Genomic DNA, 15,106 nt, shown 5'->3' on the forward strand with positions numbered 1-15,106 from the left:
TGCCCCTCGACTTGCATGTGTTAAGCCTGTAGCTAGCGTTCATCCTGAGCCAGGATCAAACTCTTCATTGTAAAATATCTTGTACATCCGTCAGGATGCGTTTTGTCTCTGTTCAGGATACCGTTTTATCTCTAATTGACGGTTTATTCTTACTTTTCATCACATCATTTATATAATGTGACGCTTGTACTACATTCTGTTTGTTTATTTAAAATCTTTCAAAGAACTTATCGTTTAGCAACCGTATCATTTTCGATTGCGGGTGCAAAGGTACGCACTTTTTTTATTCCTGCAATACTTTGTACAACTTTTTTTTCAAAAAAATTACAAGAATACAGATAACTCTTTGTTAATCAATGAAAAAATAAAGAATATTTTTTTCAAGACTGTTACAATATTTGAAAATAACACTTAATATTACACATTATAATAATATTAATAAAACATACCACTTCTACTCATGACAAAGAATCATCATAATCATCAAGACGATTATTCCACAAATATTTTCTAGTCTCTTTCACTATCACTCCCGACAGCAATAACAATGATATAAGATTTGGTACAGCCATAAAAGCATTGACTATATCAGCAAAGCTCCATACAAGAGACAAATTAACTACAGAACCTACATAAATCATAATAATCCATACTACCCTGTATGCAAGCATAACCTTTTTCCCTCCAAGATATTCCACCGCTTTCTGCGAATAATATGTCCATCCCAAAATAGTACTGAAAGCAAATGTCACTATACCAAATGAAAGAACCGGAGTTCCTATATATGGAATTTTGGCAAAAGCCATCTTTGTCAAAGCCGCGTCGCTGGTATGGTCTATATCAGGATAAGCCAAGATACTACTAACCAAGACAAGCCCTGTAAGAGCACAAATCACCACTGTATCCCAGAAAGTTCCGGTTGAAGAAACAAGAGCCTGTCTCACCGGATTGCGCGTCTGTGCGGCTGCAGCCACAATAGGCGCCGAACCCAGTCCGGACTCATTGGAAAAAAGACCACGTGCAATACCATATCGGGCAGCCATCATAACGGTAGTACCGACAAAACCACTACCTGAAGCTCTTGCCGAAAATGCCGATTCGAATATAAGATTAAGCGCCTGACCTAAATAAGCATGATTGACAAAAAGAATATAAATACATCCCAACACATACATTATGGCCATAAAAGGAACAAGAGCTGTACAAACTTTTGCAATACCCTTTACACCAAAAATCACCACAAGAGCTGTCAGAACACTCATACACAGACCACTGATATGTGGAGAAATACTATAAGACTCATTTAGCAGAAGTGATATTGAATTAGCCTGAACGGTGTTACCTATACCGAAAGCCGCTAAAGCCGTAAATACACAAAACAATATACCCAGCCATTTCATACCAAGTCCTTTTTCGAGTGCATACATAGGCCCTCCTATCATTTCGCCGGAAGAATTTTTCACCCTGTACTTCACTGCCAGAAGACCTTCGGCATATTTTGTTGACATTCCAAGCACACCGGTAAGCCAGCACCAGAAAACAGCTCCCGGACCTCCCAATGCGACAGCCGTTGCCACTCCAATGATATTTCCCGTACCAATGGTCGCAGCCAACGATGTGGCCAACGCCCCGAACTGACTGACATCACCATCAGCATTCCCTTCTTTAGAGAAGGACAGTTTCAAAGCCTTGAACAAATACAACTGAGGGAATTTTAACCTTATAGTCAGAAACAGGTGTGTACCCAAAAGCATTATTATCATTGGCCATCCCCAAACCAACGAACTGAAATCATTGAATAACTTTACTAGTGCCGATAAATCCATTTGCTATTATTTTTGGTGCAAAAATAACAAATAAACAGAAAAACCAACAAAATACAAAAATAAAAACAGCAAAACAGAGCATTTAAATAACACATAAGCTATTTTAAACAATAGTACATACCTTTTTCACCTGTTCTTCAAACTCTTCTCTGTTTCTGGCCTTGTTCTTAACCATAGTGCGGTAATTATAAATGGTTTGAGGTGAATAGAACAACAAAGTAGCAATCCTTGAACTATCTTTTATACCAAGTCTGACAAGAGCGTAAATTCTCAGTTCTGTATTCAAAATCTCTCCTTTTGTAGGAGCTATCTCTTCCCCTTCCCTCAGAAGCATATTAAATTCAGAAACAAAATTTGGATAAAGTGTAAGAAATGCAGTATCAAAATTGACAAAGAATTGTCGAGCATCACTATCCGACATTTTACTGCTATTGGCAATCTTGAGCAAATCATCAACCTGTTTTGCCTTTACCTTTCTCTTTACCAAATCCTGATATTTGTTCAATTTGTCAATATATGCAGCACACAATTCTATAAAGAGGCTAACATATTCCTCACGTGTACGGTTTGTTTTCAACAACTCAGAGTTAAGCTCTTTAAGCTGCATATTCATATCAGTAACAATAGATCTTTGAGCTCTCAATAGTTTCAGCTGTCTAAAGATATATAACATGGCAAGCACGAGCAGCCCCCCCAAGAAACTTATGAAATAAATAGACCTGACGAGTATCCTGTTCTTATCAATCCACTTATTCTGATATGTGTTTACTATAGGTGGAAACTTTTTAGCTATCTCGAGCATCCTTAACCTGTTGTTATAGAACATGGCATCTTCCATGGAATAATTGATATATTTGTTCGCTCTAACCAAATCCGGTTCAGGACTCTGATACAAAAACATAGCAAGTTCCTGCATTGAAAGATTTTCCTTTAACGGACATGTTATATCTGAAATGGCAGACATTATAAGAAATTTTTCATAGTCCTTCATGTTACCTTGTTTCTTATAAGCAAATGCCAAGCCACAGGTAACACACGCGTAAAGCCTTGTATCAACTCTTAAACCCTCCAAAGCCTTTTCATAGAACTTTTGTGCTTCATACTGATTTCCTTTTCTGGCATTCAACTCTCCACTCCAATACATAAACTCTTTTGACGTAGGCTCCAAAACCTGCAAAATTGAATCATTATAAAGCATTTCCTTATTTCTGAAATCAACAGCAAATGTATCATCAGCCGAATACTCACTCCATACACTATACACCCATTCGTATGCCGAATAATAGTCAAACATAAGAGAGGGGTCAAGTCTGTCCCTTTCTATCTCATTCAACACTTCAAGCGACTGCGAGAAATATCCGGTAGTAGCAAGAAGTAATGAACGGTTTATCTTACACATATCTATGTATTTTTCCACCGATGTTCTGACTGCCATCTTTTCGGCAAGTGACAGATAATAGAATGCAGAATCCGACCTATAAGTATAATATTCGAGAAAGACATCATTATAAAGCCCGAACAGTCCAGAGTAACCATTCACTCCATCCTTCAAGTTTTTTATACTGTCAATACGAGCCTCCTTTGCACGGCAGAACTCATCCCTTCTAAGAAGTAAAGCATCAAGCTCGTCATAAAGTTTTCTGGTATCATCCGAAGCAAATACAGACGATACACCAATCATAAGCAAAAACAATAAAGCAAATTTATTCATAACTATTATATTTCGATGAGCTGAATACAAAAATAAATAAAGTTTCCAATAAATCAAAATCTACTTTAAGCCATATATCACATATATCTAAAATATTAATTATCTGATAATTATATATACATAGTAACTACCTGCAATCTACCTGACATCTACTTGAACAAGGAACATGAAAAAAACATAAATACATTTGCGACATGAGAAAAATACAAGCTACTGCTGTGAATTTTAACACTACATTATATCTAATTCCTTAAACAAATTATCATGAAAAAGAAAATCTTTTCCTATTTGGCACTTGCATCAATATTGCCCACAATGACAATGCAAGCAAATGACTCGGATTTCAGAATTTCTGAACAGGATTCACTATCTACAAAGAAAGCTGATGGCAGCGAAAGAAACGTGATGCTTAATGCAGCTGATGCAACTAAACCTCGTGAAATACAGATAGGACTGCCAAGTGAAGATGTAAATGTATATGAAAACGGACTGCCTGCAGTATATTCTTCGGCAGTACACAAACTTCAGTACCACTGGCGAAGTGATGCCAGTCTTGGTGAAGTAGGATTGATGACTCCATCAGAATCTGCCATCAAAACAGGAAATATTGCTTATTCAGTAAACTCATTCAGCAAAATAGGTGATAAAAAGTTCAAAGGTATATTAAACTACCGCTCCAATCATTTCGGACTACAGCAGTTTGACATGAATGTTACAGGTGGAATAGGTGATAAATGGAGATATTCTGGTACAATGTATCAAACATTCGACCCTGGAACCTTCAAGGTTAAGTTCGATGAATACGCCGACCGTACACAGATTTATCGTGCAGGCTTAACCAGACTGTTCAATGAGAACAAAGGTAAAATCAGTCTTCTCTATAAATATGCATATAGCAGAAACCCACTGAACCAACTCAACTCAGCACCATTTATATATGTGGGTGATGGTTCTATAAAAGAATTACCTGGATTTGAGCCGGGACTGGCTTCATACGGTCCTGCCAGCGGAGAATTTGAATATATGGACATCATGGACGGAAAGATGAAGACATGCAACCTAAGAGACATGGCCGACAACCGTTCACACGAAGTTACATTGCTTACGGACTATACTTTTGAAAATGGTCTGAAATGGAATCTTGACTTCAAGTATATGAATGCACCTGAAGCCAATTATGTAGACTTTGGAGGTAGTACGATAAGTGAAGTAACCACAGAAGACGGCTACACGCTATCTGATGGAACCCCATACAGCGGACTTATCGAAGGACGACGCACATGGCTTCATATTGGCAAAGTGAGAAATATTCTCCTCACCACAGAACTTGAAAAAACATTCGGAAACCATAAGATGAATCTCGGTCTGAACGAATGGTACTACCATTTGGACTATCATTCATCATCAATGCAGTGGACAGGTACGGTGCAGGAATATCCTGAAATACTTACAGCAGCCGACGGAAGCCGTTTCCGCGGATTCAATGAACTGAGTCCTGAATACACCAAAGGATATGAAAACAAACTCGCATTGTATTTTACAGACGATTGGCAGATAAATCCAAAACTTAATCTGTTCTATGGTGGACGTCTGGAATACTACAGAATGTCTGCCGACCAGATTGCACATTCACGTTACTCTGGTTTCTATATTGGTGACACAGCTCCTGACGGAACGCTCATAACTCCTGCAAACGTAACTAAAGACAAACTGAACTATGCTGCAACAGCAAGAGTGACATACAACATGATTAAAGGATTCGGACTTACAGCCGATGGTACAATAGCTACACGATTCCCAAGAATAAACGAATATGCCGGAACAGGTCCTACAGAAGAACAATACAAAAGAGTAACCATTCCATTAATACGTGGAGGGTTGTTCTACAAGAACAGTTGGCTTGACCTGACTTCGATGGTTACTTACATAGCTAAATCGAACAATATCGACCAGCAGAACCTGACCAAACCTGGAACAAGTGAAGGAAAAACAGTACTCCTTATATATGATATACAGACATTAGGATGGACTACATCAGCAGAAATAGACCCGTTCAAAGGTTTCCATCTGCACGCACTTTTCACTTATCAGAAACCTGTATATAAGAATTATAATGCCAGCGTAACATTCAGCGACGGTTCGGAAATGGGAGTAAATGCCAACAACATGATTGTAAAGGAAATCCCTCAGGTACTTGTAGAATTAGATCCAAGCTATAATATAACAAAAGACTTGCGTTTGTGGTTGAGTTTCCGTTACTTTGGAAAAACATATGCCAACCTTCAGGAAGCTCTTTACTTCAACGGACGCTGGGAAACATTCGGAGGCATCAACTGGGCTGTAAATAAGAACTTCGACCTCGGAGTAACAGTAGTAAACTTCCTAAATCAAAAAGGAGCCAAAGGAACTATAAACGGTTCGGAACTTATTACCAAAGACGAAGCTTCAAAATATGCAGGATGCTACATGAGTGGTACTTATCTACGTCCGTTCACAGTAGAATTCAGCGCAAGTATAAAATTTTAAAATCATAAAAACCAAATAGTAAAACCATGAAAAAGTTAATTATCGCAAGTGCACTGGTATGTGCAGCATTTCAGGCAAATGCGGAAAACAAAGTATTCCGTATATCAACAAACCAAACAGACCTTATACTCCAGGTAGGAGACAACGGACGTTTGTATCAGACATATCTTGGTGAAAAACTTCTTCACGAAGAAGACATAAACAATTTCCAATGGGATATACATGCTGGTTCAGACGGCAGCGTAAGCCAGCGCGGATGGGAAGTTTACAGCGGTTCCGGCAACGAAGAATATTATGAACCAGCAATATCAATCACTCACAACGATGGAAAGACATCTACATACTTATATTATGTATCTTCATCTACAAAAGAAGTGGAAGGCGGCACACAAACTACAATCAATCTTCGCGATGACAAATATCCTGTAGATGTTACACTACACTATGTGGCATATCCTGAAGAAAATGTGATCAAGACATGGAGTGAAATAAAGCATCAGGAAAAGAAACCTATCATTCTTTCCACTTATGCTTCGACAATGCTCTATTTCAACCGCACATCATACTATCTGACAGAATTCAGCAGCGATTGGGCTAAAGAAGCACAGATGAGCAGTCAACAGCTTCAGTTTGGAAAGAAAGTAATCGATACAAAACTTGGAAGCCGTGCAGCAATGCATACACACCCATTCTTTGAAGTAGGATTAGACCAGCCAGTAGCAGAAAATCAGGGTGATGTACTGATGGGTACATTGGGATGGACAGGTAACTTCCGTTTCACTTTCGAAGTTGATAACGTAGGCAACCTTCGCGTCATTCCTGCCATCAACCCATACGCATCAAACTATGAACTTCCTAAAAACGAAGTGTTCACTACTCCTGAATTCATCTTTACCATGAGCAGCAATGGTACTTCCGAGGGTAGCCGTAACCTACATAACTGGGCTAGAAACCACAGCCTGAAAGACGGTAAAGGCAGCAGACTTACATTGCTTAACAACTGGGAGAATACAGGTTTCAACTTCAATCAGGAAATCCTTGCAGAACTGATGAAAGAAGCAAAACACCTTGGTGTAGATATGTTCCTTCTTGACGATGGATGGTTTGCAAACAAATATCCCCGTAAAGACGACAAAGCAGGACTTGGTGATTGGGAAGTGACTCACAGCAAATTACCTGGCGGTGTTCCTGCACTTGTAGATGCCGCAAAAGAAGCCGGAGTAAAATTCGGAATATGGATTGAACCAGAAATGGTAAATCCTAAGAGTGAACTTTTCGAAAAACATCCTGAATGGGCTATCCACGATGAAAACAGAAATATGTACTACTACCGTAACCAGCTTGTTCTTGACTTGAGTAATCCTGAAGTACAGGACTATGTTTACAGTGTAGTGGAAAACCTGATGAAGGAAAATCCTGAAATAGCATTCTTCAAATGGGACTGCAACAGCCCTATCACAAACATCTACTCTCCATACCTGAAGAACAAACAGGGCAACATGTATATCGACCACGTACGCGGTGTATATAACGTAATGAAGAGAGTGAACGAAAACTACCCTAACGTTCCTATGATGCTTTGCTCAGGTGGTGGTGCACGTTGCGACTACGAAGCACTGAAATATTTCACTGAATTCTGGTGCAGCGATAACACAGACCCTATAGAACGTATCTACATTCAGTGGGGATTCTCACAGTTCTTCCCTGCAAAAGCTATGTGTGCACACGTTACAAGCTGGAACAAGAACACTTCAGTGAAATTCCGTACCGATGTAGCTTCTATGTGCAAGCTCGGTTTCGATATAGGTCTTAAAGAAATGAGTGCAGAAGAACTGGAATACTGCCAGACTGCCGTTAGCAACTGGAAGAGACTGAATCCTGCAATCATGGACGGTGACCAGTACCGTCTGGTTTCACCATACAAGTCAAACCACATGGCAGTGAACTATGTTAGTAAAGACCAGAACAAAGCAGTATTGTTCGCCTACGACATCCACCCACGCTATCAGGAAAAACTGATGAACGTGAAACTTCAGGGACTTGATGCAAACAAAATGTATAAAGTAGAAGAAATCAACCTTATGCCTGGTGCCAAATCAACATTCAAATCAAACGGAAAGGTTTATTCAGGTGATTATCTGATGAAAGTAGGACTAGAAGTATTCGGATTTGCACATACCCAGAGCCACGTAATTGAAATTACAGCAGAATAATACAAAGACTAAATACTGGACTAAGTTTCTCATTAGTAAAATAGGCTGCCTCAAATATTTGGGACAGCCTATTCAATTATATAAGAACCTTAAATTCCTGACCGTAAACAATCAATAATCCGATTCATTCGCCAAATTCCACATATTAAGAAAAGAAGCCTTGGTTATATCCACCACCTTTTCCCAATTCAGCCTGTCTGCATGATCCGATGGCTGATGATAATCAGGATGTCCGTCTGTATGATACCATATAATAGGTATATCAAGTACAGCAAAAGATGCATTATCACTACCTCCTACAGGACGATCCCATGAACGATAATCAGGCTCCAGATGAAGTCCATAGCGGATGATATCATCTTTAAGCCACTTTCCGAAAGCCGGATGCGAAGCAGTATAGAAGTAAACTACATGATTCGGATTGTCTGGTTTGCTGTTACGCCCTATCATATCAAAATTCAAATACCCCTTTACTTTGCCGATAAAATCACAACTCTGTACGAAATAGCGTGAACCCAACAATCCTTTCTCTTCACCATCCCAAAAAGCAATTACAACATTTCGCATTGGCTTCTTACCGCTTGCCTTAAAGGCACGCGCTATCTGCAATACAGCCGAAACGCCAGATGCATTATCGTCAGCTCCATTATAAATAGGATCATTAGCTAGAGTCTCATCAACACCCAAATGATCGAAATGTGCACCAACAATAACATATTCGTCAGTTTTCTCTCCGGGGATAATACCCAATACATTAGCCATGCGTAATACACGGTATGTACCATTCTTCAAACTAGAGATAGAATCAGGATGAACCTGCCAGCGAGCTCCTTTCTGTTGCCTTTCTTTGGCACAGGCCTCAAAATGCTGGAAATAACTGTCACCATAGAGAGGGTTAATACCTGCCTCTTTCAGACTGGCAGCCAGATAACGTGCCGCAATACGCGAATATATTGTTCCGGCTTCTCTACCTTGTAGTTCATCGTCTGCCAGAAAACCGACAATAGCTTCGGCAGAAACACGGTTAATACTGTTCAGACCTCTATCAACAGCTGTCTGTGCATAGATGAACGGCGTTCCAATCTGAAAAACGCCACACATCATCAGGATGGAAATAATTGTTTTTCTCATAATTAACGGCAAAAATACTGATTACTTTCCAGACTACATATAAAGTATATCATCTTTCAGAAAATAATTAAATTCCCATTATAATGCCTTTACCGTCTTTCTCAACTTTATATCCTTGCTTGAGGCACCTATCATGAATTCAAATTCACCTGGTTCTACTGTCCATTGCATATTACGGTCCAACAGCTGTAAATCCCCAGGAGTAAGTTCAAATGTCACCTGTTTTGTTTCGCCCGGATTTAAGGAGACACGCTCGAAACCGCGCAATACAGAATCGTATGCTATGACACTGCTATACTTGTCGCGTACATAAAGCTGGACAACCTCATCTCCCTGACGCTTTCCAGTATTGGTGATGTTGAAAGTTATTGTATAATTTCCCTGAGTTCCCTGCTCAAGAGGAGAAACATTCATATCGGAATATTCAAAACTTGTATAACTCAGTCCATGACCAAAAGGATAAAGCTCACCCAACACACGTGTAGAACCGGAACCATTAGGACCGAATCCCGGCTGACTTCCATGTGAACCGGGCTTGAAAGGGAAGTTCAACTCTATCTGACCGACAGATTTTGGGAAAGTAACAGTGAGTTTTCCACCCGGATTATAATCACCAAACAGTGCTTCGGCTATTACTGTTCCTCCCTGACAACTTGGGAACCATGTTTCTAGAATTGAAGGTATATACTTATCTGCCCAGTTGATAGTCAGTGGCTGTCCGTTTATCAATACCAATACAACAGGCTTCCCTGTAGCATACAAGGCTTCAAGCAATTCCTGCTGGCGTCCGGGAAGATCAAGCGAAGTACGCGAACGGCTTTCACCAGTCCTGTATTCATCTTCTCCCAACACAGCTATAATGACATCACAATCCTCAGCCTTTTCAACAGCATTCTGAATACCGTCCTTTTCTGAATCCGAAAGAGGCTCAGACAATATTTCCGTTGAAGGCCATCCTTCATTGATTATATCACAACCTTTGGCATAATCCACCTCCACACTGCCTTGAAGATAGTTGCGCAAACCTTTCAGTACCGTTACTTTCTCCAATCTGTTCGGACCGTAACGGCTTTCCATGAAATTACTTTCATCAGCCAGAGGACCGGTTACAAGTATCTTCTTTATCCTGTTTTTGTCAAGAGGCAAAAGATTTCCATCGTTTTTCAGCAGTACCAGAGACTGCTGCTGCATCTGCTTAACAAAATCCATATTACGATCCACACCTCCAACTTTATCGGATTCTTTTATTTTCTCCACATAAGGATGGTCGAAAAGTCCAAGGCGGAATTTCACACTCAACACTTCACTCACTCGCTTGTCTATCGTAGCCATAGATATTTTCTTATCCTCGATAAGACGGCGGATAGGCATAATGAAATCAGAAGGCGGAGTGAAATGAGTCCTGACATTCAATCCGGCTTCCAGAACCTGACGTACAGCCTCATCATATGTTTCCGCTACACGATGCTTTGTATGAACAAACTCCACAGCCTCACTGTCGCTTACCACATATCCGTCGAAACCATACTCTTCTCTCAGAAGTTCGGTAAGGAAATAATAGCTGGCTGTAACAGGCACACCGTCCCAATCATTATAGCTGCTCATCACTCCCATCGGATGTGCTTCGCGAATCACTTTCTTGAAAGGATACAAATAAATCTGATGCATTTCCCTTGGAGCGACATGCGGGTCTGTTCTGCAATTACCGTCCCTGCCACCTTTCGGAACACTATATACAGCAAAATGTTTCAGTGTGGATGCAACACCCTGCGACTGTATTCCATCCACCATCTGTGTTCCCATAGATGCTATCAGATAAGGGTCCTCACCATAACACTCCAGAGTACGTCCCCATCTGGGATCACGAACCACATCAAGGATAGGAGCATATACATTAGTATATCCCAAAGCTCTAGCTTCCTGTCCCACTATCTCTCCTGCTCTATACACAAGTTCCTTATTCCATGTACTTCCTATTGCTATTGGAGCAGGCAAGGGAGTTGCCTTGGTATGATTAAGTCCGTGAATACCTTCATTACTGAAATCAACCGGAATACCAAGTCTTGTCTCCTCTACAAACCATTTTTGGATTTTGTTTATAGCCTCAGCATGATTGCTGAACGGATAGAGCATCTGCTCTACCAACTTCGACTTTCCCCCTACGCCATTAAGCATCTCGTCGATATTGGCTATTCCATCCTTCCAAATTTCATTTTTCCAATTTTCTGTAGGAAGAGAATCCTTCAATACACGCCCGTATCCATAGAGTGTTGCCAACTGACAAGTCTTCTCATTGATGTTCATCTGCAGCAACAGGTTTTCAACCCTCTTTTCAACAGGCTGTGAAGAATCTTCATAAATATCCTTCACACCATTCTTGTTGAAATCTATCCAACCTTTGTGATAGATATTTTTGTTTTGTGCTCCTGCAGGAAAAGCCAACAGCAAGCCTCCTAATAATAGATTTATGAGTTTGTTCATAGATGTAATAATTATTTTAACTTCAATTCAACTATACAGTCAATTTCCGGCTCCAGATTGTCTGTATGCAGAACTATTCCTCCTTTTATTTTTTCATAAGAAACCTTGGTACCAGTATTCAGATTTACTGCACTCACTACTTTATCTTTCAAAGGCAAGGTAACAAACTGTGGCATATTGTCTGTAAGTATATGTACATACAGTGTATTTCCTTTTCTGGTTGTCGTTCCCCAATCAGCTGTCATAACATCACCTCTTGTTGTGCCATAAACAGTTTCACCGTACTCGGAAAGCCATTCACCCATACCTTTCAGACGTTCCAAAGCTACAGCAGGAATTTCACCGTTAGGCTGAGGACCTACATTCATCAACAGATTTGCTCCTTTACCGGATGCTCTGACAAGAAGTCTTATAAGTTCGGAAACCGATTTATAATTCTGATCCTGAATCTTATATCCCCACATTCCGTTCATAGTCTGGCAAGTTTCAAGAGGAAGCTGTCCTATCTCAGATTCAGAAGAAAGTCCAGCATTGTTTTCTCCCGGCAGATCGCGTTCAAACATCTGGAAATCCTCACCCTCTATCGGTTTCTTATGATGATTGTTTCCAATCATACATGCAGGCTGAAGCTTATGAATCAATGAATACTGTTCGTCAAGACGCCAATCGAAATCATCCGGCTGATCCCACATTCCATCAAACCAGATTGCGCCTATAGGCCCGTAATTGGTCAGAAGCTCTGTCAACTGGTTGTTCATAAAATTAAAATAATCATTCCAGTTTCCATGTTTTGTACGACCGGTGTTTCTACCTGTTCGTCCGTATGGATAATAATCCTCGCGTGTCCAGTCGAGATGCGAATAATAAAGATGCAGTTTTATACCCTGTTTCTTACATTCCTCTGCCAGTTCTTTCACTACATCGCGCTTGAATGGAGTGGCATCTACAATATTATAATCCGAATATTTTGTATCAAACATGGAAAATCCGTCATGATGTCTGGTTGTAAAACAAATATACTTGGCACCGGCCTCCTTTATGGCGGAAACCCATTCCTTTGCATCGAAACGTATAGGATAGAAACCTGAGGCTGCCTTGGCATATTCATGACAGTTGATACCTGCATTAGTCATATACCATTCACCCTGACCAAACATACTGTAAATTCCCCAATGGATGAACACTCCAAATTTACTGTCGCTGAATTCTTTGCGTGCCTGTAAATTACTCTCGGAAGGTACATAAGATGATTGTGAAAAAACCGGCATTGACACAGCAATGCTGTTAAGGGCTATAAAAGCTAAAGTTCTAAGTTTTAATGATTTCATAATTATATGACTAAAAGGTTATTCGTTTTTAATTTGTGACTATCAATATATACATCGACAAATATACAAATATATATAGAATATTTATTTCGAATTGTAATAAATCATATGCAGAATAGTTGATTTTTAAACGGGCGTTCGTTTTACTTAAAATGGGCGTCCATTCTATTTAAAACGGGCGTCCGTTTTGATCAAAACGGACTGTCATTTTTTTAAAACATATCAATAAGGAAAATCCGATTAATATACGACTTAATATATGACGAAACGTATAGACATAAAAAAAGGAGTACCGCTGTACTCCAACCTTTGTTAACCTTAAAATCTAATACTATGAAAAACACAGTACAAAGGTACGGACTTTCTGGTAATCTGCAAGTATTTCAGCCAAAAATCTATGCTTTATAACATAGTTTAATAAATAAAGAAAATGCTCCATGTTTGTTAACAACATGGAGCATTTATGTTAATTGTTAAAATACAAATTTTACAATCCAAGTTTAGCAGATATGTCAAGCATACGCTTTATTGGTTTTATGGCTTCTTTAGCTATCGCTTCGTCCACCACAACCTCAGGCCATTCGTATTTCAATGTGTTATAGAGTTTCTCCAGAGTGTTCAGGCGCATGAAGTTACATTCATTGCACGCACAGGTACTGTCTTCAGGAGGTGCAGGAATAAAGTTCTTATCAGGACATTTGCGTCGCATCTCGAACAGTATTCCGCTTTCAGTAGCTACTATAAAATCTTTCTTGTCACTGTTAATTGCATGTTTCAGCAATCCTGCAGTAGAACCTATCTTGTCTGCCAGCTTGGCTACCGCTCCCTTACACTCAGGATGTACCAGTACATCGGCATCAGGATACTGCTTTTTAAGCTCTATAATCTTCTCTACAGAGAATTTTTCGTGTACATGGCATGCTCCGTCCCAAAGAAGCATATTTCGTCCTGTAACGGAATGTATATAGTTTCCAAGGTTCTTGTCCGGACCGAAGATCATTGGCTGGTCGGCAGGGAAGCTTTCCACTATCTGTTTGGCATTGGTAGATGTAACCACAACGTCTGTCACAGCCTTGACTGCCGCACTTGTATTGACGTATGAAATTACGGTGTGGTCAGGGTGCTGCTTAACGAACTCGGCAAACTTGTCGGCAGGACAGCTGTCGGCCAACGAACATCCTGCGTTGAAATCCGGTATGAGAACTTTCTTGTCGGGACACAGTATCTTCGCAGTCTCTCCCATGAAGTGGACACCGCACATCACTATTATCTCGGCATCGGTCTTTGCTGCCCACTGGGCAAGCGCAAGGCTGTCGCCAATGAAATCGGCAATTTCCTGTATTTCGTCCGCCTGGTAGAAGTGCCCCAATATCACGGCATTCTTTTCCTTGCGGAGCTTGTCTATCTCGGCTTTCAAGTCCAGTGTCTTATCTACGGGTTCATCCACATAACCCTTTTTCAACCATTCTTCTTTCATAACTATAAATATTTTATTTTTTCTTCTTTTTAAAAGAAATCCTATGATGCTATTAATAGGCTGTTGATTGTGTTGGCAAAAATAATACTGTATTTCTTGCTTTTTAAGTTATTAATATAAGTGCTTACTGTATCAATAACGATTCAACAGCGTTAAGTGCTGATAATTCAGTACTTAGTTGGTATATTAACATTTTGTTGATATTGTGCAAAGTTAAAAACTTTCTGTTTATCAACTATTCATTTCTTATTAAAATTGTGTTCAAATTGTTTCGGAAACTTTCAGGTAAGTTTTTTGGATTGTTGGTTTCCAGATTCTTATAAATGTTTGATTCATAAATGCAAGAAATAGTTTTAAAAATCTATTCTCATGTTTTCTACACGTTTTATACACCTTTTCAACAGATTTCAACA

Annotated in this window: 8 protein-coding genes and 1 rRNA gene; 2 read left to right on the forward strand and 7 right to left on the reverse strand. The window is 39.7% G+C overall.

The genetic code is table 11. The annotated features are described in order from the left end of the window. The 3 genes from OCV82_RS13530 to OCV82_RS13540 all read right to left on the reverse strand — a co-directional run. Positions 1-71 (reverse strand): 16S ribosomal RNA (locus tag OCV82_RS13530); the annotation flags it as partial. A gap of 387 nt (positions 72-458) precedes the next feature. Beyond that, positions 459-1,826, reverse strand: a complete 1,368-nt coding sequence (locus OCV82_RS13535; RefSeq protein WP_154044893.1) for an alanine/glycine:cation symporter family protein — start codon at positions 1,824-1,826, stop codon at positions 459-461. A gap of 103 nt (positions 1,827-1,929) precedes the next feature. After that, on the reverse strand, positions 1,930-3,537 hold the full coding sequence (locus OCV82_RS13540) for a DUF6377 domain-containing protein (protein ID WP_154044894.1): 1,608 nt from the start codon (positions 3,535-3,537) through the stop codon (positions 1,930-1,932). Between the two features lie 264 nt (positions 3,538-3,801). Here OCV82_RS13540 and OCV82_RS13545 point away from each other — a divergent pair, with 264 nt between their 5' ends. Together OCV82_RS13545 and OCV82_RS13550 are read left to right on the forward strand one after the other, a co-directional pair. Then, on the forward strand, positions 3,802-6,063 hold the full coding sequence (locus OCV82_RS13545) for a TonB-dependent receptor (protein ID WP_154044895.1): 2,262 nt from the start codon (positions 3,802-3,804) through the stop codon (positions 6,061-6,063). Positions 6,064-6,089: 26 nt separating this feature from the next. After that, a complete protein-coding gene (locus OCV82_RS13550) occupies positions 6,090-8,276 on the forward strand; it encodes an alpha-galactosidase (RefSeq protein ID WP_154044896.1) in 2,187 nt (728 codons plus the stop codon). A 111-nt stretch (positions 8,277-8,387) separates the two neighbouring features. On the opposite strand, the gene OCV82_RS13555 is transcribed toward OCV82_RS13550, so the two are convergent. The 4 genes from OCV82_RS13555 to nadA all read right to left on the reverse strand — a co-directional run bounded on the left by OCV82_RS13555 (position 8,388) and on the right by nadA (position 14,693). Then, complete coding sequence (locus OCV82_RS13555) at positions 8,388-9,377, reverse strand: M28 family metallopeptidase (RefSeq protein ID WP_394802665.1); 990 nt, start codon at positions 9,375-9,377, stop codon at positions 8,388-8,390. Between the two features lie 108 nt (positions 9,378-9,485). Beyond that, a complete protein-coding gene (locus OCV82_RS13560; RefSeq protein WP_154044898.1) occupies positions 9,486-11,888 on the reverse strand; it encodes a glycoside hydrolase family 3 N-terminal domain-containing protein in 2,403 nt (800 codons plus the stop codon). 11 nt (positions 11,889-11,899) lie between these two features. Continuing rightward, on the reverse strand, positions 11,900-13,156 hold the full coding sequence (locus OCV82_RS13565; protein ID WP_262543736.1) for an alpha-L-fucosidase: 1,257 nt from the start codon (positions 13,154-13,156) through the stop codon (positions 11,900-11,902). A gap of 547 nt (positions 13,157-13,703) precedes the next feature. Continuing rightward, positions 13,704-14,693: a quinolinate synthase NadA gene (nadA, locus tag OCV82_RS13570; RefSeq protein ID WP_154044900.1), complete on the reverse strand. Its 990-nt coding sequence runs from the start codon at positions 14,691-14,693 to the stop codon at positions 13,704-13,706. Positions 14,694-15,106 lie beyond the last annotated feature (413 nt).

Source organism: Bacteroides cellulolyticus (assembly GCF_025567135.1).
GTDB classification, from domain to species: Bacteria; Bacteroidota; Bacteroidia; order Bacteroidales; family Bacteroidaceae; genus Phocaeicola; species Phocaeicola cellulolyticus.

Bases quoted from the DNA above. Each gene is read 5' to 3' on its own strand.
- OCV82_RS13535 (WP_154044893.1), bottom strand. From the start codon at position 1,826: ATGGATTTATCGGCACTAGTAAAGTTATTCAATGATTTCAGTTCGTTG.
- OCV82_RS13550 (WP_154044896.1), top strand. From the start codon at position 6,090: ATGAAAAAGTTAATTATCGCAAGTGCACTGGTATGTGCAGCATTTCAG.
- OCV82_RS13560 (WP_154044898.1), bottom strand. From the start codon at position 11,888: ATGAACAAACTCATAAATCTATTATTAGGAGGCTTGCTGTTGGCTTTT.
- OCV82_RS13565 (WP_262543736.1), bottom strand. From the start codon at position 13,156: ATGCCGGTTTTTTCACAATCATCTTATGTACCTTCCGAGAGTAATTTA.
- nadA (WP_154044900.1), bottom strand. From the start codon at position 14,693: ATGAAAGAAGAATGGTTGAAAAAGGGTTATGTGGATGAACCCGTAGAT.
- OCV82_RS13545 (WP_154044895.1), top strand. From the start codon at position 3,802: ATGAAAAAGAAAATCTTTTCCTATTTGGCACTTGCATCAATATTGCCC.
- OCV82_RS13540 (WP_154044894.1), bottom strand. From the start codon at position 3,537: ATGAATAAATTTGCTTTATTGTTTTTGCTTATGATTGGTGTATCGTCT.
- OCV82_RS13555 (WP_394802665.1), bottom strand. From the start codon at position 9,377: ATGTGTGGCGTTTTTCAGATTGGAACGCCGTTCATCTATGCACAGACA.